This is a genomic window from Gluconobacter aidae (assembly GCF_009547075.1).
Lineage (GTDB): Bacteria > Pseudomonadota > Alphaproteobacteria > Acetobacterales > Acetobacteraceae > Gluconobacter > Gluconobacter aidae.
In genome coordinates, this window is record NZ_WIPH01000021.1 from 23,900 (window position 1) to 43,993 (window position 20,094).

19 protein-coding genes and 1 riboswitch are annotated in these 20,094 nt (G+C 60.9%); of the genes, 11 read left to right on the forward strand and 8 right to left on the reverse strand.

Features of this window, described 5'->3' with window-relative positions:
* Nucleotides 1-1,023: an isocitrate/isopropylmalate dehydrogenase family protein gene (locus tag GFJ39_RS09635; RefSeq protein WP_153431132.1), complete on the reverse strand. Its 1,023-nt coding sequence runs from the start codon at nt 1,021-1,023 to the stop codon at nt 1-3.
* 112 nt (nt 1,024-1,135) lie between these two features.
* On the opposite strand from GFJ39_RS09635, the gene GFJ39_RS09640 reads away from it, so the two are divergent.
* A complete protein-coding gene (locus GFJ39_RS09640) occupies nt 1,136-2,062 on the forward strand; it encodes a LysR family transcriptional regulator (RefSeq protein ID WP_153431133.1) in 927 nt (308 codons plus the stop codon).
* A gap of 4 nt (nt 2,063-2,066) precedes the next feature.
* Here GFJ39_RS09640 and GFJ39_RS09645 read toward each other — a convergent pair whose 3' ends face one another.
* From GFJ39_RS09645 to GFJ39_RS09655, 3 genes are all read right to left on the reverse strand, one after another.
* Nucleotides 2,067-3,164 carry an AI-2E family transporter gene (locus tag GFJ39_RS09645; RefSeq protein WP_153431134.1) on the reverse strand — a complete coding sequence of 366 codons (1,098 nt, stop codon included), beginning with the start codon at nt 3,162-3,164 and terminating at the stop codon, nt 2,067-2,069.
* Nucleotides 3,165-3,311: 147 nt separating this feature from the next.
* Complete coding sequence (locus GFJ39_RS09650) at nt 3,312-4,229, reverse strand: DUF4880 domain-containing protein (protein WP_194285339.1); 918 nt, start codon at nt 4,227-4,229, stop codon at nt 3,312-3,314.
* Between the two features lie 131 nt (nt 4,230-4,360).
* Nucleotides 4,361-4,570: a sigma factor-like helix-turn-helix DNA-binding protein gene (locus GFJ39_RS09655; protein ID WP_153431136.1), complete on the reverse strand. Its 210-nt coding sequence runs from the start codon at nt 4,568-4,570 to the stop codon at nt 4,361-4,363.
* 19 nt (nt 4,571-4,589) lie between these two features.
* Between GFJ39_RS09655 and GFJ39_RS09660 the strand changes: the two genes are divergently transcribed.
* Nucleotides 4,590-4,892: a hypothetical protein gene (locus GFJ39_RS09660; protein ID WP_153431137.1), complete on the forward strand. Its 303-nt coding sequence runs from the start codon at nt 4,590-4,592 to the stop codon at nt 4,890-4,892.
* Here the strand turns inward: GFJ39_RS09660 and pnuC are convergent.
* The 3 genes from pnuC to GFJ39_RS09675 are packed head-to-tail and all read right to left on the reverse strand — an operon-like array spanning nt 4,878 to nt 9,009.
* Nucleotides 4,878-5,441: a nicotinamide riboside transporter PnuC gene (gene pnuC / locus GFJ39_RS09665; protein WP_153431138.1), complete on the reverse strand. Its 564-nt coding sequence runs from the start codon at nt 5,439-5,441 to the stop codon at nt 4,878-4,880. The genes GFJ39_RS09660 and pnuC overlap by 15 nt on opposite strands.
* Nucleotides 5,432-6,586, reverse strand: coding sequence for a phosphotransferase enzyme family protein (locus GFJ39_RS09670; RefSeq protein WP_153431139.1), 1,155 nt, complete (start codon nt 6,584-6,586; stop codon nt 5,432-5,434). Before GFJ39_RS09670 ends, pnuC begins: the two co-directional genes overlap by 10 nt.
* Before the next feature lie 2 nt (nt 6,587-6,588).
* On the reverse strand, nt 6,589-9,009 hold the full coding sequence (locus GFJ39_RS09675) for a TonB-dependent receptor (RefSeq protein ID WP_153431151.1): 2,421 nt from the start codon (nt 9,007-9,009) through the stop codon (nt 6,589-6,591).
* A gap of 155 nt (nt 9,010-9,164) precedes the next feature.
* Nucleotides 9,165-9,294, reverse strand: a riboswitch (TPP riboswitch).
* A gap of 263 nt (nt 9,295-9,557) precedes the next feature.
* Here GFJ39_RS09675 and GFJ39_RS09680 point away from each other — a divergent pair.
* The gene (locus GFJ39_RS09680) at nt 9,558-10,796 is read left to right on the forward strand and encodes an MFS transporter (protein WP_041111745.1); all 1,239 of its coding nucleotides are present in this window, start codon (nt 9,558-9,560) and stop codon (nt 10,794-10,796) included.
* A gap of 11 nt (nt 10,797-10,807) precedes the next feature.
* The gene (locus tag GFJ39_RS09685; protein WP_228391885.1) at nt 10,808-11,380 is read left to right on the forward strand and encodes a YdcF family protein; all 573 of its coding nucleotides are present in this window, start codon (nt 10,808-10,810) and stop codon (nt 11,378-11,380) included.
* 10 nt (nt 11,381-11,390) lie between these two features.
* Here the strand turns inward: GFJ39_RS09685 and GFJ39_RS09690 are convergent, their stop codons facing one another.
* The gene (locus tag GFJ39_RS09690) at nt 11,391-12,650 is read right to left on the reverse strand and encodes an AGE family epimerase/isomerase (protein WP_153431141.1); all 1,260 of its coding nucleotides are present in this window, start codon (nt 12,648-12,650) and stop codon (nt 11,391-11,393) included.
* Nucleotides 12,651-12,806: 156 nt separating this feature from the next.
* Here GFJ39_RS09690 and rpe point away from each other — a divergent pair, with 156 nt between their 5' ends.
* The 7 genes from rpe to GFJ39_RS09725 all read left to right on the forward strand — a co-directional run.
* The gene (gene rpe, locus GFJ39_RS09695) at nt 12,807-13,484 is read left to right on the forward strand and encodes a ribulose-phosphate 3-epimerase (RefSeq protein WP_153431142.1); all 678 of its coding nucleotides are present in this window, start codon (nt 12,807-12,809) and stop codon (nt 13,482-13,484) included.
* Nucleotides 13,481-15,133 (forward strand): heparinase II/III family protein, encoded by a 1,653-nt coding sequence (locus GFJ39_RS09700; RefSeq protein WP_153431143.1) that lies wholly within the window; start codon nt 13,481-13,483, stop codon nt 15,131-15,133. Before rpe ends, GFJ39_RS09700 begins: the two co-directional genes overlap by 4 nt.
* A 25-nt stretch (nt 15,134-15,158) precedes the next feature.
* Nucleotides 15,159-16,277: a glycosyltransferase family 4 protein gene (locus GFJ39_RS09705; RefSeq protein WP_325062904.1), complete on the forward strand. Its 1,119-nt coding sequence runs from the start codon at nt 15,159-15,161 to the stop codon at nt 16,275-16,277.
* Nucleotides 16,278-16,585: 308 nt separating this feature from the next.
* The gene (locus GFJ39_RS09710; protein WP_153431145.1) at nt 16,586-17,329 is read left to right on the forward strand and encodes a (Fe-S)-binding protein; all 744 of its coding nucleotides are present in this window, start codon (nt 16,586-16,588) and stop codon (nt 17,327-17,329) included.
* A complete protein-coding gene (locus GFJ39_RS09715; protein ID WP_153431146.1) occupies nt 17,326-18,849 on the forward strand; it encodes a lactate utilization protein B in 1,524 nt (507 codons plus the stop codon). The genes GFJ39_RS09710 and GFJ39_RS09715 overlap by 4 nt, the downstream gene beginning before the upstream one ends.
* A complete protein-coding gene (locus GFJ39_RS09720) occupies nt 18,846-19,439 on the forward strand; it encodes a LutC/YkgG family protein (protein ID WP_153431147.1) in 594 nt (197 codons plus the stop codon). Before GFJ39_RS09715 ends, GFJ39_RS09720 begins: the two co-directional genes overlap by 4 nt.
* Before the next feature lie 47 nt (nt 19,440-19,486).
* Nucleotides 19,487-20,094, forward strand: a 608-nt coding sequence (locus tag GFJ39_RS09725) for a DUF4291 domain-containing protein (protein ID WP_228391886.1), incomplete at its 3' end; no start/stop codon positions are given.

Below are 20,094 nucleotides of genomic sequence, written 5' to 3' on the forward strand. Positions count from 1 at the left end.
TTACTGAATGGCGCGCAGAAGGGCCTGCGTGACGTCCTGCGTGGTGGCCTTGCCGCCCAGATCGCGGGTGCGGAGGCCGTCGACCTGAAGGATCTGCTTCATGCCGCCGTCCAGCCGCTCGGACAGGTCCAGCCGTCCGACATGCGCCAGCATCATGCTGCCCGCCATCATCAGCGCCAGCGGATTGGCGATGCCCTGTCCGGCAATATCGGGCGCGGACCCATGCACGGCCTCGAAGATCCCCATTTTCTCGCCGATATTCGCACCCGGCGCCATACCCAGGCCGCCTACGAGACCGGCTGTCAGATCGGACAGGATGTCGCCGAACAGATTGGTCGTGACGATAACGTCGTAGTTCTCCGGACGGATCACAAGTTCCATCGCGCAGGCATCGACGATGCGCTCTTCCAGCGCCACGCGGCCTTCGTATTCCGCAGCGACCTTGCGACCTTCATGCAGGAACAGGCCGCTCAGGATTTTCAGGATGTTCGCCTTATGGACGAGCGTCACCTTCTTGCGGTTGTTCTTGATGGCGTATTCGAAGGCGAAGCGGACGATCCGGTTGCATTCGGCACGGGTATTGAACCCGGCGCCGTAAGCCACGGCTTCGGGGTCCCCGTCCACGGCCATGTAATGCTCCATCGCGGCGTAAAGCCCTTCGATGTTCTCGCGGATTACGACCAGATCGACGTTTTCATAGCGGCCGCCCGGTACGATCGTCTGGGTCGGGCGGACATTGGCATACAGGTCGAACGCCTGACGCAGCGTGACGTTGATGGAGCGGAAGCCCTTGCCCACAGGCGTGGTCAGCGGCCCTTTCAACACGAGGCCGGTGCGGCGGATGCTGTCGAGCGTGGCCTCGGGCAGGGCCGTACCGTGCTGGTCGAATGCGCCGACGCCTGCGCTCTGGTGATCCCAGAGGAAGGGGGCGCCGAGGGCCTCCATGACGGTCGTGACCGACTGCATGATTTCCGGGCCAATTCCGTCACCGGCGATGAGCGTGGCGGGAATGGTCTTGGTCATGGCGCGTTCCTGTTCGGTCAAGGGATGTGTCTGTGACGCGGCGGACCTTAAAGAAGTTCCGTGTCTGAACCAATGTTTGCGGAACGGTTTCATCATACCTTAAAAGTATGGAATGATCGAACTCAGACATCTCCATGCCGTCATCGCGATTGCCGAAGAACGCAACCTGACCCGGGCTGCCGAGCGCCTCGGGGTCCAGCAGCCGCCTTTGACCCGGCTGCTCAAGGGCATGGAACAGGAACTCGGTGTTCAGCTCTTTGAACGTCATGCCCGTGGCATGCGTCTGACCCCGGCCGGGCGCAGCATGCTCAAGGGGGCGTATGATGTCATTGAGCGTATGAATGAGACGGTCGAGGATGTTCGCCGCATTGTGCGTGGCGAGGCTGGAGAGCTGTCGATCGGGTTCACGAACTCCGCGCTGTGTCATCCCAGTTTGCCGGATATGCTCGGGCAGTTCCGCGAAACCTGGCCGGATGTGGGGCTGATGCTGATGGAGGGCAATTCCAGTCAGCTTCTGGGCGCATTGCGCGACGATACGGTGGATGTCGCGTTCGTGCGGACGTCCATTCCCGATGTGTCGGATGTGGTGGTCGAGCTGATCGTGGAAGAGCCCATGGTGGTGGCTGTACCGAAGAGCCATCGTCTTGCAAAAGAGGCGCCGGCTGCGGGTCTGAAGCTGGCTGAACTCGAGGACGAGGACTTCATCCTGTATCAGAGCCAGTACAATAACGGTCTGTACAAGACGATCATCGATGCCTGTCTGGGTGCGGGCTTCACGCCGCGGATCCGCCAGAAAGGTCCGCAGCTTCTGGCCGCCCTGAATCTCGTGGCCGGGGGCTTGGGGATTTCACTCGTGCCCCAGTCCATGCAGCAGCATCACGCCGGACAGGTGGTCTATATCCCGCTCTCGTCCCGCACGGCCCTGACAGCGCCGCTTTATCTGGTGTTTCGCTCGGTCCGGATGACGGGGGCCAAGCTGTATTTCATCCATCAGGCCCGCCGTATCCGACAGGCCTATGGCGCTGTCGCGTCGGAATGAGGGTTCAGGAATCCAGAGACGTCGAAATGGATGGGGGTGTCTGGCGGGAGTCGCTGATCCAGCTCTTGGTCAGCGTATAGGCCACGGACAGGATCAGCGGGCCGATGAAGATCCCGACCAGCCCCAGACCGCCGAGGCCGCCAATCACGCCGAGCATGATGAGAATGAGCGGGATATCGGCCTGTTTGCGGATCAGGAACGGGCGCAGGACGTTATCGATGATGATCGTGATGATGGTGACGACGAGCAGAAGCGCTGCCGGGGCAAGGCCACGGTCAAAATAGACCCAGATCACGGCGGGGATCAGGGTGACGCCGGGGCCGGCCTGAAGCAGGCAGACCATGAAGGTCACGGCGGTCAGGATACTGACCCAGGGCGCACCGGCGAGTTTCAGCCCGATGCCGGCCACGGCGGATTCAACGACCGCGGTGACGGTCACGCCAAAGGCGACCCCCCGGATCGTATAGGCTGCAAGCTGAAGCATTTCCTTGCCGCGATTGCCGGCAAGGATGGTGACGAGTGTCTCTGCGGTTGCAATGGCGGCTTCGGCGCGCATGAGGAGTACGCCGAGGATAACCAGCGTCAGCACGAACTGGAGGGCAAGAATGCTGAAACTCCCGGCATAGGCCAGGAAGGTGTGAATAAGGGTTTCCGGGGATGGAATGATCTGCCGGACCATTTCGGGAAATTGCATGCGCTGCACGCGATCCCAGAATGGCGCGATATGGGGACCGATCAGGGGCAGGCGCTCGATCCATCCCGGTTCGTCAGGAATATGGAGGGTTGAAGAGGATGAGACCAGACTGACGATCTCGCCGAAATGACTCGAAACCGTCGTGATGGCGAGCCAGAGCGGCATGATGAAGACCAGCATTGCGATCAGGATGGTGAGGGAAACGGCAATCCTGCGGCTGTTCCCGACGAGAGCCTGAAGCCGTCGCAGCATGGGCCAGGTGGTCACCGCGATCGTGACGGCCCAGATCGTGGCGGGAAGGAACGGCTTGAGAATCCAGATGGCGCTGATGACAATGCCGCTCGCCAGCAGGGCAACCAGAACGGACCGGGTACTGTCCTGAGAACCGTTCTGGAAAAGATCTGGCATTGAAGGCTTGGCTTTCCATGGAAATAAAATCAGCAGTGCTGCGCAGGGAAAGATAGGCCGATCGGTCCGAAGGAGAAAGTAGGGGTATCTGAAATCTGCGAACATCCGCCAGGAGCCCTCAAGGCAGCCAGATTGTCCGGGGTGTTTTTACGCCGTAAAGGTGATGCTTCTGTTTGATATCTCAACCCGGCATCGGATCAGGCGTGCAATGGACAGGGCGAAATCTTCCGGCGCCGCCAGAGCGAAGCTGCCGGAGATCCTGCTTCCTGAAAGATGGGGATCGCGGATCATGAGTTTCAGGCGCGTATAGGGTGCAAATCGCGCAAGCGCATTCTGGAGCGTTGTGTCGTTCAGCACGAGGGTTCCCTGTCTCCACGCCGTCTGTTCGATGATGTCATCGGGGGAAAGCGGGCGGCAGGTCGCTTGCAGACTGCGGCCGGCTTGCGTGAACTCCACAGCTGTGGGGATGGTCAACTGGTGTTGGCCATCAGGGGTCTGCCAGGTGAGCGTTCCGGCATAGTGCTGAAGGCGCAGGCCCTGAGGAGAGCGTGTCAGATCGAAATCCGCTGCCGTTCCCGTAAGGCGCAGGGTGTCTGTCGAGACCGAGACGATCCCGGAATGAAGCTGGATGCCGAGCCGACCATTGACCATATCGATCCTGTCGCTGGAGGTCGCTTCCGGCAGGTAAGCGGTGGTGAGGGCATCCAGTGTAATGACGCCCTGATGCCAAGCATAATTGCGCGGGAGTTCGTGTCCACGCTCCAGACGGACTGTTTGGTCCCGGGCCGTATCGTACAGCATCAGGCTCCCGATCGAGGCGGCGGCAAGCGGCAGAAAGCGGCGTCGCGATATGGTCGCTGTCCGGGGCGGACGGCTCGGAGTATTCCGGGCAGGGAAATGGCTCAGGGATGGAGAAGCCCGGTAATTCAGATGTCTGAAAAAGGCCTGCGCGCGGACATACGCTCCGAAATTGCGCACGTCCTGAGCAAGCCATGCCTCGAAATCCTGACGCTCTTTGCCAGTGAGGGATTGAGCATCCTGCTGTGTGACCCAGTGTGCGGCCATTGCGTCACTGTCTTCTGATCTGTCTTCAGGCAAGAAACGATACTTTCGACTTTGGACCCTGTCGCGGGATGGGGGCGCGCTTTCCATGATGTGTCCGGCGCCGCGGACAAGTCTGACTGACGGGGTGGCTGTCAGGAATCGTCACTTCCAGCCTTGAGGAGATAGGCGAGGCCGGTTGCGATATGCCGTTCGACCGACCGTCTTGAAATGCCAAGTCGGGTCGCGATGTCGTCCTGATCGCAGTCATACAGTTTTCGGAGAATGAATGTATTTCGGTACGGTTGCGGCATATCGTCGCGCGTGACACCGTGCAGAGACACCGCGCCGAGCCAGGATCTCACGGCACGTTCATGCGGGACAATGGCCCGGGCAATCCAGTCGAAGCAGTCCTCTTCCGGCAGGGATGCAGGGCTGGCGTATCATCCGGCCAGTGCCCAGAGCGAACTGGCGTCATTCAACGGCTGCGTTTCGGATGCGCAATCAGCGGTCGCAGCGTATGAGGATCTGCTTGCGAAGGCCGTGGATCAGAAACTCAAACAGCTCTTCTACGGGATCGGCAGGCATGACGCGCAGGCCGTGGCCGCAAGAGCGGGCATGTTGCATGCGGCGCTGAACCGCGCCCGCTCGCTTATGGCGCAGGGGGCAGGACTACGGGGCGGCTGACGGAGCGGGCTTCCAGAGGCGGTATCCGTTGGCGGCGAGCAGGACGAAGCCGGCATACAGCACTGCCGTCGGATAAAGGCCGCGGCTGATGAACAGGGCGACATAGGCGCTGTTCACCACGATCCACAGGACCCAGGTCTCGCGATAGCGCATGGTGTCCCACCCTTGGGCAAGGATGCTGTAGGCCGTGAGAGTGGCATCCGTGACGGGCATGGGATCGTTGGTGAAACGGGCGAGGACGAAGGCCCAGACCGCGCTTCCCGCCGCGCCGCAGAGCAGTCCGTTCAGGAGGGTCCGGCGTGTCGGGCGACGGACGCGGATCCGGCCATCCGGTCTTTCCATTCGGTGCCAGTGCCGCCATCCGTAGACAACATACAGACAGAACGCGATCTGAAGCCCTGCATCGGCATAGAGCCGCGCTTTGAGGAACACCCAGCAGTAAAGCCCCGCCGCCGCCAGCGAGACGGGCCAGCAGATCATGCTGCGTCGCGATGTCAGCCAGACGGCGAGTGCGCTGAGGATTGCGCCCAGAATTTCGATCAGGGACATGAGGGGGCCTGAAGGGTCCGGGTCAGCCAGCGCAGGAACTGCTGCCCGGAGGGCGACGCGAACCAGTGCGCGTGGCCCAGAAGATAGTCCGTATAGGCCGCTTTCACGCCAGCCCGGTCGTGGACCAGCGTCTCGTAATAAGCGACTTCGGAGAGGGCATATTCGACGTGAACGAGGGGCAGGAAGAGGGGCACCAGACGGCGTTCTTCGCGGGAGAGCGCATATTGCGCCAGATAGCCCGACAGGAACGCTTCCAGCCGTTCATGAATGACGGGGCAGTCGTTCCGGGGTTCGAGCCACGCAATGGCGGTGCGTTCGATGGCGACAGCCAGATCATAGGCGGCGCAGGTCCGGTCCGACATGCCGAAATCGAGAATGCCACAGACCTGTGCATCGGCTCCGGTGCCGTTCCAGAACAGATTGGAGGGATGCCAGTCGCCATGGCCCCAGCGGGGCTGGATCGTGCCGAGATGGGGTTTCAGTCTCTCATGAAACGGCAGCAGGGCGGCGGGGATATCCTCACGCCAGGGATGACGGGTCAGGGCTTCTGTCAGCCCGGCCTGTTGGGGGACCCAGCGTTCCAGCCCGCTCATCAGATCGGGGGATGTGATGACCTCGAACGTGGAGAGCAGGGGGCGTCGTGAAGGGCGGGCAGGGGCATTGAAACTTCTGGCCGCCTCGTGAAGCCGCCCCAGATGCAGGCCGCCGGAAAAGGCGTGTTTGACGTTGTGGAACGGCTCCCAGGACTGCACGGTTTCGTACAGGTCATGGCCGGGCATGATGGAAAAGACTTCGTATGCTGACCCATCGAGATCGAGGGCGGCCTGCCCGGTTTTCGTGCGCCATGTCTGGCCGACCGGAACGCCCTGTTCGGCCAGATGCGTGATGAAGCGGTGCTCTTCCCCAAGAGCTGCGGCATCGCGCAGGCAATGGTCATGACGTTTGACGAAAACCCGGCTCCCGTCCGCCAGCGCGACGACGCCCGTTGAGGAAAACGGTCGCCGTCCATGCCAGATGACCTGTCTGGCCGGGGCGGGGAGCGGGAAATGGGACAGGACCTCGCAGGCTTCGGCATCCGACAGCGCCGGCCAGTCCCGTTTGTTTTCGGGACCGTTGACGCCGAACTGTCCGGATGCCTCTGCCATGCTCAGAATCCCGTGGAGGCGGTGAACAGGGCCGCGAAGCCACCACCGATATAATAGCTCGGGGCACTGCCGGCGATGGTGGTGCCATAGACGCCGGTCGTGTCCTTCGCGTTCAGGGTGGGGCTGGCCACGCCGGAAAGATAGTGCTCGTTCGTGATGTTGATGAAGTTCATCCGCAGGGTCGGCTGATGCAGATGGACGTGGTCCGAAAAGCGGTAGCCGATGGCGAGATCACCCGTCGTATGATCCGAGACGCGCTCGTCATTCATGAAGGTGGCGTACTGGTGGCCGGTGTAATGCACGGTGGCGACGCCGAAGATGTGTCCGTCATCGTAACTCAGCCCGGCCGCGGCCTGAAGGGTGGGGCTGCGGACAGCGATCTTGCCACGGGTGCGCAGAAGGTCCCCGCCGGACATCAGATCGTTGTCGATGGTGGCGTGCAGGTATTCACCCGACACATACGGGCTGAAATGGTGCCAGGGGCGCAGGCCGATTTCCACGTCCACACCGCGTGACGTCTGGCCACCGGCATTCATGGTCGTGCTGACGATGGAGCCGTTCTGCACGGCCTGCGTGGAGATCTGGCGGTTGGTGAAGTTGTAGTTGAACAGTGTCAGGCTGCCGATGATCCAGCGCCCCGTCCGGCGATATCCCAGCTCTTCGGAAATGGAATATTCGTTGCGGATATCCGTGGAGCCGGTTCCGTACATCTCGCCCGATGAGGGGTCATAGGTGTTGTAAAGCGCGGTCTGATCGGGTGCTCGGAAATTGGTCGTGGCATTGAAGAAAAGCTGGTTCTCGCCGTCAATCCGCCAGCGCACGCCCAGACGGGGCAGGGGCTCCATGCTGTTGGACGCGACATGATACTGCGGGCCCGGCAGGCTGTTCGTGCCATCACGGCTCATCATGACGGCTTTGAAGCCGAGGTCGATGGCCAGACGATCATGAAGCAGCGATATATGATCGCCGACGAACAGGGCATTGGTCTGGGAAATGGTATGGAAGCTGCCTCCCAGAAGCCGCTCGCCATTTGACAGGCGGATCACGTCCTTGCCGTTTTCCGCCCAGATGTCCGGTGCATATCCGTTGGTCTGGACGGCTGTGAAGGGCTGCTGCTCGTTGTCGTCGCCGTAATCGTACCAGTAACCGAGGACGAAATCGTTCCAGCCGGTCTTGTAATGCAGGGCGCTGGTAAAGCCGGAACGGTAGCTGCGCTGGGTATAATCCGCGCGGACCACACCGACGCCATCCTGCGCGCCGGGCAGGTTCAGCGTGTCGGACAGGGCCTGCGTGCCCTGATAGAGACCGGAGGTGGACATCGTGCTTCCGCCCGGCCAGTTGCCATAGGCGAACTGGGCATAAGGCGTGACGTCCAGGGACAGGCGGTCTGTCAGCGTCAGATGAACGGGCGCCCCGCCATAAAGCGTGCGCTCTCCGTCCCGCCACAGGCGCCAGTAATTCGCGCCATTCTCGGGATTGCTGCTGTCATAGTGAGCCAGAAGATTGTTCTGGCCTCCGATGCCGTCCGATTTCCAGGAGGACATGGTGGGTTCGGGATACCAGCTTGTGATGGTCGTGTTGAAGGACCCCAGGAGACTGGCGCGGTTGCCCTGTCCCCATTCCTTGAGGAACTTGAAATCGACGTGCTGTTTCTCGTCGCGTCCGGGGCCGCGCCAGTTATCGGTTGCGCCATGGGAATAGGACACGAAGCCACGGATGCCGGTATGGGCGATGTCGCCGGTATCAAGCCGGATGAACTCGCGGTTGGTGTTGTAGGACCCATAGGACACGCTGGCATTGCCACCGGCTTTTTTGGCGGGGTCGCGGAATGTCAGGTTCATCAGGCCGCCGGCCGCGTTCAGGACCGGGCTGTCGAGGTCGGCCGATCCCTGCGCCAGGGCGATTTCCTGATAGTTCTCACTGTCCGCGAACTGGCTCGGCGTGCCGGAATAATAGGCCACGTCATTCAGCGGCATGCCTTCGAGAACATAGCCGATGGCGCTGTTATCGAGACCGCGGACGGTGATGTTCGTATTTGGGGAAAAGCCCATTGGATCGGAGGAGGCGACATTGGCGCCGGGCAGCATGGAGGCAAGCTGGAAGGCCGTCGCCATCGGGGCCTGTTTGGAAATGAAATCCTGGCTGACGGTACTGACGGATTTCACGCCGTCCTGCAGATGGATCAGTCCGCCCCCCGGCTGGTTGCCGGGAGCGCTGTCCGCAATGCGATGCACGATGATGTGCTCGGCCCTGGCGGACTTGACGGCCTGCGCCTGGGCTGTGGTCTGCTGGACCGGTGGTTTGGTCGTGGCTGGCGTATCGGCGGCCCGCGCGACCGAAAAACAGACCGTTGTGCCGATCAGGACAGGCAGAAGGCTGCGATATCGCGAACGCGAGACGGGAGGCGCAGGCGCTTCCCGCATTGTGGAGCAGTATGGTCTGACAGACGCCGGGGCCGGAATGGCCGGGTGTTGTCTGTGTGCCATGATGAGAGACTCCTCGCCTGCAAGCAATGAGATCTCAGCTCTGACAGGAAAGGTTCAAGCTGCTGGCTGCATTGTGCATGGGCATGCGTCGGGCAGACAGCGACCACCATCCCTCCGCCAGTACGAACTGGATCAGGTTCAATGGGTCACTGCGCCGCATGACTTTTAAGGGTCACATCAGCAGAATCTCAGCCCCATGCCGGAGCCCCCCACGGTGAAACGCCACAAATCCTCTGTAGAAGATCAATTGTCAACATGAAGAAGGGGAGCCTGACCTGCACGTTCCGGCGGCCTTTCAGTCTCGTCCGGGAGATCCGCAGCATCATCACCTCCTCGGGGCGTCCGCCTGAGAAGGACTTTTCCGCGGAGCCGGGCAGGGGGAACATTATCGCGACATGCCTCGACATCGGCCCTGATATTCCCGACACTGTCGGCATGCCGGCTCGTCCCTCGTGCTCTCCTGTCCTGAATGACGGATCCTGCCCATGATGGGGCAGGCGTTCCGCTCTCTGGGGAGACGTAACTACCGCATCTGGGCCATGGGGGCCCTGGTCTCGAATATCGGGACCTGGATGCAGATGACGACGCAGGACTGGCTGGTTCTGACGGAACTGACCCGGCATGATGCGACGGCTGTCGGCATCGTCATGGCGCTTCAGCTCGCGCCACCGCTCCTGCTGATTTTCTGGACCGGGAAAATCGCCGACAGGGTGGAGAAGCATCGCTTTCTGCTGCTGACCCAGGCTGCACTTGGGACTCTGGCTATTGCGCTGGGGGTTTTGGTGGTGACGGGCCTGATCCGGTTGTGGGAAGTGGACCTGTTTGCGTTTCTGAGCGGCTGTGTGGCGGCGTTTGACAGCCCGGTGCGGCAGATTTTCGCGGGCGAACTGGTGGGCGAAGCGGATCTGGCCAACGCCGTTGCGCTCAATTCCGTCTCTTATAACGCGGGGCGCATGATCGGGCCGGCCGTAGCGGGGTTCTGTATCGCGGAACTCGGTTCGGGCTGGTCGTTCATTCTGAACGGGCTTTCGTTTTATGGCGTGCTGATGTCGCTCCTCTCCCTGCGGACACAGGAACTGCATCGTCTTGCCCCCGTCAAACCGGAAAATGCGCATCAGGAAAAACAGGATCTGCTGACAGGCGTGCGCTACGTCTGGAAGCGCGATGACCTGCGGACCATCCTGTTCATGCTGTTTTTGCTGGGGGCGTTCGGGCTCAATTTCCCGATCTATATCTCAACCATGGCCGTCAGCGTCTTTCACGTTGGGGCGCATGGCTATGGTGTTCTGAATTCGGCCATGGCGGTCGGGACGATCACGGGGGCCCTCTTCGCGGCCAGCCGTAAGACCATGCAGTTTTCCGCCCTGCCGCAGGGGGCCGTCGTCTTCAGTCTGGCCTGTCTGCTGGGCGCACTTTCGCCGGGATACTGGGCTTTTGCTGTCACGCTGGTCATGGCCGGCATGGCGTCGCTGACCTTCACGGCGGTGAGCAATAGCTACATGCAGCTGGCAACGGATCCGGGCATGCGCGGGCGTGTGGTGTCGATCCGCTTTGCCGTCTTTGCAGGATCGTCTCCGCTAGGGGCACCGCTGGTGGGCATGGTTGCGAACTGTCTGGGCCCCCGCTGGGCGCTGGGGGTGGGATCTCTTTCCGGGATTCTGGCAGCCGGGGTGGCGCTGCTTTACCTGCACCGGTTGCAGGCTGGAAAAGAGACCTGTTCCTGATGTTCTGGGGCATGATCGCCAGAAGGCTGCGTCGGGGACTGGTTGGCGTCGTGGTGCTGGCCGGTCTGTTGCTGCTCTGGATGGGGTGGGTCGCGTTCCGGGGTGTCTCGGCTGTGCCGGTCCGCTCGGAAATGGCGGTTATTCTCGGAACAGCCGTTACTCACAACGGAGAGCCGCGACCGGCGCTGCGTGAGCGGCTGGAAGAAGGGCTGCGGCTGTGGCGTGCCGGGTTTGTACGGACGATCATGGTGAGCGGTGCGATCGAAAGCGGCAACCATCAGGACGAGGCCCGGATCATGGCGGACTGGCTGATGGCCAGGGATGTTCCGGCTTCGGCAATCATTGTGGATTCGCACGGAAACAACACCTGGCTGACGGCCCTGCATGTCGCCCGGCTGCATCCCGAGGGCGCTGTCGTGGTCACGCAGTGGTTTCATGTCCTGCGGTCGGAATGGTCGCTTCGCCGGGCTGGGGTGAAACCGGTCTCGGGGGCGGCGCCGTGCCGCTTCCGGATGGTGGAACTCTGGTACCTGTTCCGGGATTCCGTGGCGCTTCCGGTCTATGTGCTGACGAAAGCGCCTTAGGGCTGGCGGGTCAGTAAGGGACGCCGATCTGCTCGATGGCCGTGGCAAGGGACGGGGCGAGCGGCATCATCGGGGCGAGCGTGGCCTGATAGGCGTGGTACAGGTCTCCCTTGCCCTTGTAGATCGTCTCGGTGGGTTCGCCCTCGGGGCTGACTTCATTGAACCAGCTCCCGAAATCGCGGTCGATCAGGGTCGTGTCGATATAGTCCCAGATCATGCGATACCAGTGCTTGTAATGGGGATTTCCGGTCCGCTTGTAGAGGTTGATGGCAGCCGTCAGGGCTTCGGCCTGCGCCCAGTGGATGCGGCTGCGGTTATGCGGGCCGTGCTCCCAGTTGATGGTGTAGAGCATGCCTGGCCGACCATCGGCGTTCCAGCCGGTATTCATCCCGGTTTCAAACAGGGCCTGGGCGTCATGCAGCATCCATTCGGGCGTGGCCAGGCCGTGACGCAGAAGGGCGGCTTCGAGCTTCAGGGTCAGATGGGCCCATTCCACGAAATGTCCCGGCGTCATGCCATAGGGCCGCAGGTCATCGTTGGGTTTGTCGCTGTGATAGTCGCGCATGAGCGTCCAGTTGCGGTTGAAATGCTCAGGCATCGCGAATCCTTCCGCGGCGGCCAGTTCATGCACGAAGCGCGTGACGATGCGCCGGGCGCGATGCAGCCATTTCACGTCTCCCGTGACGTCCGCCAGCGCCATGAAGGCCTCGGTGGAATGCATGTTGCTGTTGGCACCGCGATAGTCTTCCTCGTCCGACCAGTCCGGGGCGAAGCTTTCGCGCATGACGCCTTCGTCCTCGCTCCAGAAATGGGTTTCGATCTGATCGATCGCATCCCGGAGCAGGTCGCCCGCGCCTTCCGCCCCGATCAGGACGGCCGAGGACGCCGCGAGGGCCACGAAAGCGTGCAGGTAAGCCTGCTTGCGGTCATTGTCCTTGTCCGCGAAATGCTGCCAGCCGCCATGGGCATCATCACGGAAATTCGTGCGCAGGGCATGGATTCCATGGGCGACGAGAGGCGCGCTTCCGGGAAGGCCCTGAAGCTCGGCCACGGCATAGGCATGGACGCAGCGCGCGGTCAGCGTGGCTTCAGGTTTCGCGTTTTCGGGGAGCGTGCCTTCCAGATCCAGCCCGGTAAAACCGCCGTCAATGCACCCGCCCTTGCTGAAATCCAGAAGGCGGCGACCCTGCATTTCCAGCCATGCCCGGTGAGAGGGGCGGCGGATCCAGCTGTCGCGGCTGAGGAGGGTGGGTGAAAGGCGGTCGGTCATGAGGCACTCCGGGCAGGTCGACAGATGTGGCTATCAGGACGTTTCAGGGACGCCGGGGTTCCGGAAGGGTGTGTGGACAGACATGATGCTCACGAAGATGCGCACGGATGCGGATGTGGCTTGCGTCGCGCGATGGGTTTGCCGATACAGGAGAGTATGACTGACCGGCCCTCGATCATCGTCGCTCCCAGCCTTCTGGCTGCTGACTTTTCCCGCCTCGGGGAAGAGATCGCTTCCATTGCGCGTGCGCCCTGGCTTCATCTTGATGTGATGGACGGGCATTTCGTGCCGAATATCTCGTTTGGCCCTCCGGTCATCGCGGCCTTGCGTAAGCATACGGATGCGAAATTCGACGTCCATCTGATGATCGATCCGGTGGACCCGTATCTGGAGGCCACTGCGAAAGCAGGTGCCGATCACATCACGGTGCATGTCGAGAACGCGCCCCATCTGCACCGTTCGCTTCAGACCATCCGCGCCCTGGGCTGCCGTCCCGGCGTTGCCATCTGTCCGGCGACGCCTGCCGTGGCGCTGTCGGAAGTCATGGATCTGGTGGACATCATCCTCGTGATGACGGTCAATCCGGGATTCGGCGGCCAGAGTTTCCTCGACAGCCAGCTTTCCAAGATCAGGACGCTCGCGGAAATGATCCGGGAGAGCGGTCGGGACATCATCCTCGCCGTGGACGGTGGGATCGACCCCAGCACGGCACCGCGCGTGGTTGAGGCTGGTGCCACCATGCTCGTTGCCGGATCGGCCATTTTCGGAAAAGAGGACCGGGACGCCGCCATCAGGGCGCTTGAAGGGCCGTTCGTGGAACAGATTACCGGATGACAGGCAGTCGCTGGCTTCGAGGTCTTCGTCTCTCCCTTGCCCGTCTGCCCTTCGGGGGGCCTGCTTCCGAAGGCCCAGTGCATGCGTTCCGTGATCCCTGGAAAGGCGATCCGGATCAGGGTGCGCGCCTGATTGGTGGCCATTTCCGTTTCGACCGACAGGATTATCCGCTGCCGAACGGAAACTGGGAGCGTGGTCCCTGGCCGGAGCCGGTGCGCGAATGGCTCCACGGATTCAGCTGGTTGCGGGATCTGCGGACCCTCGGGAGCGACAGGGCCCGTCTGACCGCGCGGGGACTCGTCAGTGACTGGCTGGCGCATCCGCCAACCGATCCGCTGGTTCGCGATGCGTGTGTCACGGGGTCCCGCCTGGCGTCGTGGCTGTCGAATCATGAGTTCTGCCTGGCCTCTGCCGATCCGCGACTTCAGCAGCGTCTGATGGAACGGATGCTGGTGGAGGGCCGGACCATCGCGGCCCTTCTGCCTCTGCCCCCGCAAGGTGCGCGTGGCCTGATGGCATTCCGGGGACTGCTGGCGGCAGCCATGGCGATGCCGGAGCAGACGGGGTTCATGTCCCGATTCCTGCGGTATCTGCCCGGGGAACTGGAGCGGCTGGTTCTGGCGGATGGCACGGTGGTGGAGCGCAGTCCGGAGGCGCAGTTCCTTGTTGCGCGGGAGTTGGCGGAAATGTCCGTCATGTTCCGCACTGCCCATGCCAGTGTTCCGCCCTTTATCGACCGGGCGCTGGACAAGGTCTGTCCCGTTCTGCGGGCGATGCGGCACGGGGATGGCGGTCTTGCGGTCTTTAACGGAGCGAACGAGCGGCACAGTGCCGCTGTGGAAGACGTTCTAGCGCAGGGCTCGCGACAGAAGCTGATTGCGCCTGCCATGCCGCAGGGAAAATTCACGCGGCTGGCACTCGGCAAATCACTGCTGCTGGTGGACAGCGGCCCCCCCCCGCCAGCCGGTTTTGACAACATGGCGCATGCCGGAACGTTGTCCTTCGAGTTCTCGCACCAGCGTCATCGCCTGTTCGTGAACTGTGGAAGTGCCGTGGTCGGGGCCTGGCGTGATGCCATGCGATGCAGTGCCGCTCATACGGTTCTGGTGGCGGATGGTCTGTCGTCCGCGGACTTCGGACCGGATGGCGGCATGACGCGCCGGCCGGTTACCGTGTCCTGCGATCATCAGACGGACGGTTCCGCGCACTGGCTGGATCTGTCGCACGATGGCTACCACGCGCCGCTGGGCGCAAAATGGACCCGTCGCCTGTATTTCGGCTCCGATGGCGAGGATCTGCGCGGACAGGAAATCATTGATGGGGAACGCAACATCGACTTTACCATCCGCTTTCATATTCATCCGGATGTGAAGGTGACGCAGGATGATGAGGACATCATTCTGCAGGTTGGCGGGACGATCTGGCGTTTCAGGCAGCGTGACGGCGCCGTGCGGCTGGAGAACGACGTTTATCTGGGGCGCGGAAAGCGCGAAGTCTGCCAGCAGATCATCATTACGCCCCGCCCCCTTCCTGATGCGGCCCCACCGGAAGGAGAAGCCGCGCCGGCTGATGAAAAAACTGACGCCGAGAACGCGGTCAAACGGACCCATCAGAGCGTGACCTGGCTGCTCGAACGCATCCCGGAATAGGCTGTTTCGTGTCCGGGATGCGATTGTGAAGATACTTGAAATCACCAACGTGGATTTTGCGCTCCGGCAGTTCCTGCTGCCGCTGATGCGGGAGCTGCGTGATGCCGGGCATGACGTTCAGGGTGCCTGTGCCGAAGGCTCCCATCTGGAGCCTGTCCGGGCCGAGGGCTTTACGGTGCATGGCGTTCCGATGGCGCGCTCTTTCTCCCCAGTGGCGCAGTATAAGGCATTTGTTGCTCTGGTGCGGCTGATCCGGCGCGAAAAGCCGGATCTGGTCCATGGGCACATGCCGATCAGCGGCATTCTGGCGCGATTTGCCGCGCGGCTCTGCGGGGTGCGTGTCGTGGCCTATACCTGCCACGGCTTCCTGTTCAATCAGCCGGGATCATGGCGTCGGCGGACACTTTCCCTGATCCTGGAATGGGCGGCAGGGCGCATAACGGACCTGTATATGACGGTCTCGCGTGAAGAGGCGCGGGATGCACGCCGGCTGCATCTGAACCGTAACCCCATTGCCATCGGCAACGGTCGTGATCCCAAGCGCTACCATCCCGATCCGGAGACGCGTGCACGCTTGCGCAGGGAACTCGGAGTGCCGGAAGACCGGCCGGTGGTCATCGTGGTGTCGCGCCTGGTGCGGCACAAGGGTCATCCCGAACTGCTGCGTGCGATGGAAGATGTGCCGGAGTCGGAGCTCTGGGTGGTCGGGGAGCGTCTGCCTTCGGATCATGGTGCGGATCTGACGACAGCCTTCGCATGCGCGCGCGACCGTCTCGGCCCGCGTCTGCGGATGCTTGGATATCGTGAAGATGTCCCGGAGTTGCTGAGGGCTGCAGATGTGTTTGCGCTGCCCAGCCATTTCGAAGGGCTGCCCATGTCGGTTATCGAAGCGATGCTGACGGGATTGCCGGTCGTGGCGACGGATGTCCGGGGGCCGAGAGAGCAGGTGCTGGACGGCAAAACGGGATTTCTGGTTCCGCCTGGCCTGTCCATGCCTCTCGCAAAGGCCCTGCGCACACTGACGCAGGACGTAGCGTTAAGGCAGAAGATGGGCGCGGCCGGAAGGCAGGTCGCGCTTGAGGCGTATGACGAACGGCATATCCTGAAGCATGTCGTGGCGCTTATGGAAAAAGCCTGTTCCTGAAACCCTGTCAGCCCCGGTGTCGCTTTTCCCCGGCCCTTCTGTATCGAAAGGGTCGGGGATTGAATATGGAATTGCCGGACCGGATAATTTTAATGAAAACATGGATTAATACTTAAGAGAATGAAATACATTTATTTATTGTAATTTTCAAAGAGCCCATAATCCACTATTCTGTTTTGGTGTTATTATCAGGACTAAAATACTCTGTTTATGATGACTTCGATTCTCCCGTAAACTTGTCTTTTGTTTTTGTGCTGTTTTCATGAGACTGTCGTCGCACGAGATGATTGAAGACAAAGGTATTCCCCATGAAGGTCGGTCTGTTCGTTCCCTGTTATGTGGATATGTTTCACCCCGAGACAGGAATTGCGACTCTGGAACTGCTGGAGCGCTTTGGGCTGTCCGTTGAATATCCCGTTGACCAGACATGCTGTGGCCAGCCCATGACCAATACCGGCTGCGAGCGTGAAGCGGCCAGGACGGAAGAGCTGTTCGTCCGTAATTTCGAGAAATACGATTATATTGTCACGCCGTCCGGAAGCTGCACCAATCAGGTCCGCAACAACATGACGGCCATCGAGCAGAGCGACGCCGTCAAACACGTTCGCGGCCGGACCTACGAACTGGTCGAGTTCCTGCATGATGTTCTGAAAGTGGATGCCTTTCCCTGGGCCGAGTTTCCGCATCGTGTTGCGCTTCACAACAACTGCAATACGCTGCGGAACCTGCGGATCGCGAGCATGACCGAGCGCCGTGAAGAGCCGTTTTCCAAGCCGAAAGCGCTCCTGAAGATGGTCAGGGGGATCGAATTCGCTGATCTGACGCGGCCTGACGAATGCTGCGGCTTTGGCGGGACGTTTTCCGTGTTCGAGGAAGGTGTCTCGGCCAAGATGGGTCAGGACAAGGTCACGGACCAGCTCAAATCCGGAGCGGAATATGTCACGTCCTCCGACAGTTCCTGCATGATGCATCAGGAAGGCTGTGCCCGGCGGATGGGTGCCAATCTCAAATACATCCACATCGCCCAGATCCTGAATGGAGCACGCGCATGACCGCCGAACTGCATGAAGAACTGACCGATCCCCATGCCGATCAGCTGGATCACGGGGCAGCATCCTCCCGGCCGCTGAAATCGAGGATTTCGGAGCCCCAGCCCCGTGGCGCGAAAATCCACGGGAACCGGCCGGTCGATCAGTCCGAGGCGGCAAACCGCTTCATGGCGGCGACCGAACATGAGGCCATGCATGACGCGCGTCTGTGGGACCTGCGCCAGAAGCGCGACAAGGAAATGCATGGGATCGAGGAATGGGAAGAGCTGAGAAACCTGGCCTCGGGCATCAAGGAGCACACGCTTTCCAAACTCGATTACTATCTTGAGCTGTTCGAGAAAAATGCGACGGCCAACGGGATCAAGGTTCACTGGGCCAAGGACGGGGCCGAGCATAACGCCATCGTTCTGGAGATCCTGCGCAGCAAGGGCGTCGAGCGGCTGATCAAGAGCAAGTCGATGCTGACGGAGGAATGTGGCTTCCGGGAGTTCATGGCCGAGAACAATGTCGAGGTCATCGAAACGGATCTTGGCGAGCGTATCCAGCAGCTGGATGATGAAGCACCCAGCCATGTTGTCGTGCCCGCCGTGCACAAGCTGCGGACCGATGTCGCGAGTGTTTTTGCCAAAACAATCGGTTCCGATCCGGACAATGCGGATGCCCATTACCTGACGGAATGTCAGCGCGAAGCCACGCGCCCGCTGATCCTGTCGGCGCAGGCCGGCATGACGGGCGGCAATTTCGTAGTGGCGGAGACGGGGACCTTCGTTGTCTGCACCAATGAGGGCAATGCAGATCTGTCCGCCAACACGCCGCCGCTGCATATCGCGTCCATCGGGATCGAGAAGCTGATCCCCGGTCTGGATGATCTGCCCGTCTTTATCCGGCTCCTGTCCCGCAGTGCTCTTGGATCGCCGATCACGCAGTACACGTCCCATTTCCGCGGCCCTCGTGAGGGGGGCGAGATGCATGTCGTGCTCGTGGACAATGGCCGTTCCGCCCGGCTTGGCATGGAGAAGTTCTGGCCGGGGCTGAAATGCATCCGCTGTGGTGCGTGCATGAATACCTGCCCGGTTTTCCGGCGTAGTGGCGGCCTGAGCTATGGCGCGACCTATGCCGGTCCGATCGGGCTGATTATCGACCCGACCTTCAACGTCCACAAATACCGCAACCTGCCGTATTCCTCGACGATGAACGGCAGTTGCACCAATGTCTGTCCGGTGAAGATCAATATTCACGAACAGATCGCCGACTGGCGCAAGACGCTGGCGGGGGAGGGGGAAATCTCCCCGGTCAAGAAGGTCATGATGAAGGCGGCCGGCGAGGTTCTGGCATCCCCGGTGGTCTATCGGGCAAGTCTGCCCCTGGGCCGCAGCGCGCTGCGGCATCTTCCGCATTTCATGCTCTACAACAAGCTCAATACCTGGGGCCGCAAGCGCGACATTCCCGAGACGCCCAAACAGACGTTCAATGAATGGTATCGCAAGAACCGGAAGCAGCAGGACGAAGGGAAGAAGTCATGAGCGGTTCACGCGAAGCCATTCTGGACACAATCCGGAAAAATCACGTCCAGGGCGACCGCCCCCGACCCACTGTGCCGCTGTTCGATCAGGCCGCACCAGCAGACCTGAAGGCGCTGTTTCAGAAGTCTCTTGAACGCATGGGCGGCAAGATGCTGACCCCGGATGTGGCCGATCCGATGGCGCCCGTGCGTCAGGCCATCGTCAAGCCGGGGCCTGTCCTGTCCTGCGTGCCGGAGTTCGAAGGGGACATGAAAATCACGCCCCAGACGAAGCCGACGGATATCGCCCCGGTCGAATATGCCGTTCTGCGGGCGGCATTCGGTGTGGCGGAGACGGGATCGCTCTGCTTCACCGAAAAACAGCTTCTCGTGAACACGACGGGCTTTCTGCCGCAGCATCTGGTGATCCTGCTGGACCCGGCGCAGATCGTGTACAACCTGCACAATGCCTACCAGCGCCCGGAATGGACGCAGGCGCATTATGCCGTGTTCCAGAGCGGCCCGTCAGCCACGGCGGACATTGAGGGTGTGCTCGTCCATGGTGCGCAGGGTGTGCGTTCGCTGAGCGTGCTGTTTCATCCGGTGTCCTGATCCGGAAGGAGGCATAAACCCTGCATCCCGAAAGGGGAGCGGAAAAATTGGCGGGACTCCATACTTTTTATTGGGCTCCCGCTTGCGCTCCCTGTCGTTCAGCTGGCCATGAATGTACGGATAAATGCAGCGCTCAGATTGGAAAAAATCTGGAAAACGAATTTAAAATTGATGGATTTATTTTGGAAAATATTCAGGAGCGTCAGATACGGGCCGTATTCGACCAGAAAACAATCCGTGTCTATCAGGCCTATAGCGATGAAATAGCGGATGCTGCCCTGTCAAACGGTACGTTTCGACCGCCTACGTTCAAAATGGAACGTATGACCTGGATTAAACCGTCATTCCTGTGGATGATGTATCGAGCGGGATGGGGCTATAAGGACGCTGGGCAACGCCGAATTCTTGCCATGGATATTACGCGCACAGGCTTTGAGTGGGCTCTTACGCATAGCTGCAACACTCATCGGGGTGACGTCATGAGTCCAGAAGAATGGAGCAACCTTAAACTTAAATCGCCTGTACGAATTCAATGGGATCCAGAACGAAATTTGCAGCTTGAACCTCTGCCCTATCGTTCGCTTCAAATTGGATTGAGTAAAGAAGCTGTCAGTCTCTATACTGGTGAATGGATACAGAAAATCACAGACGTGAC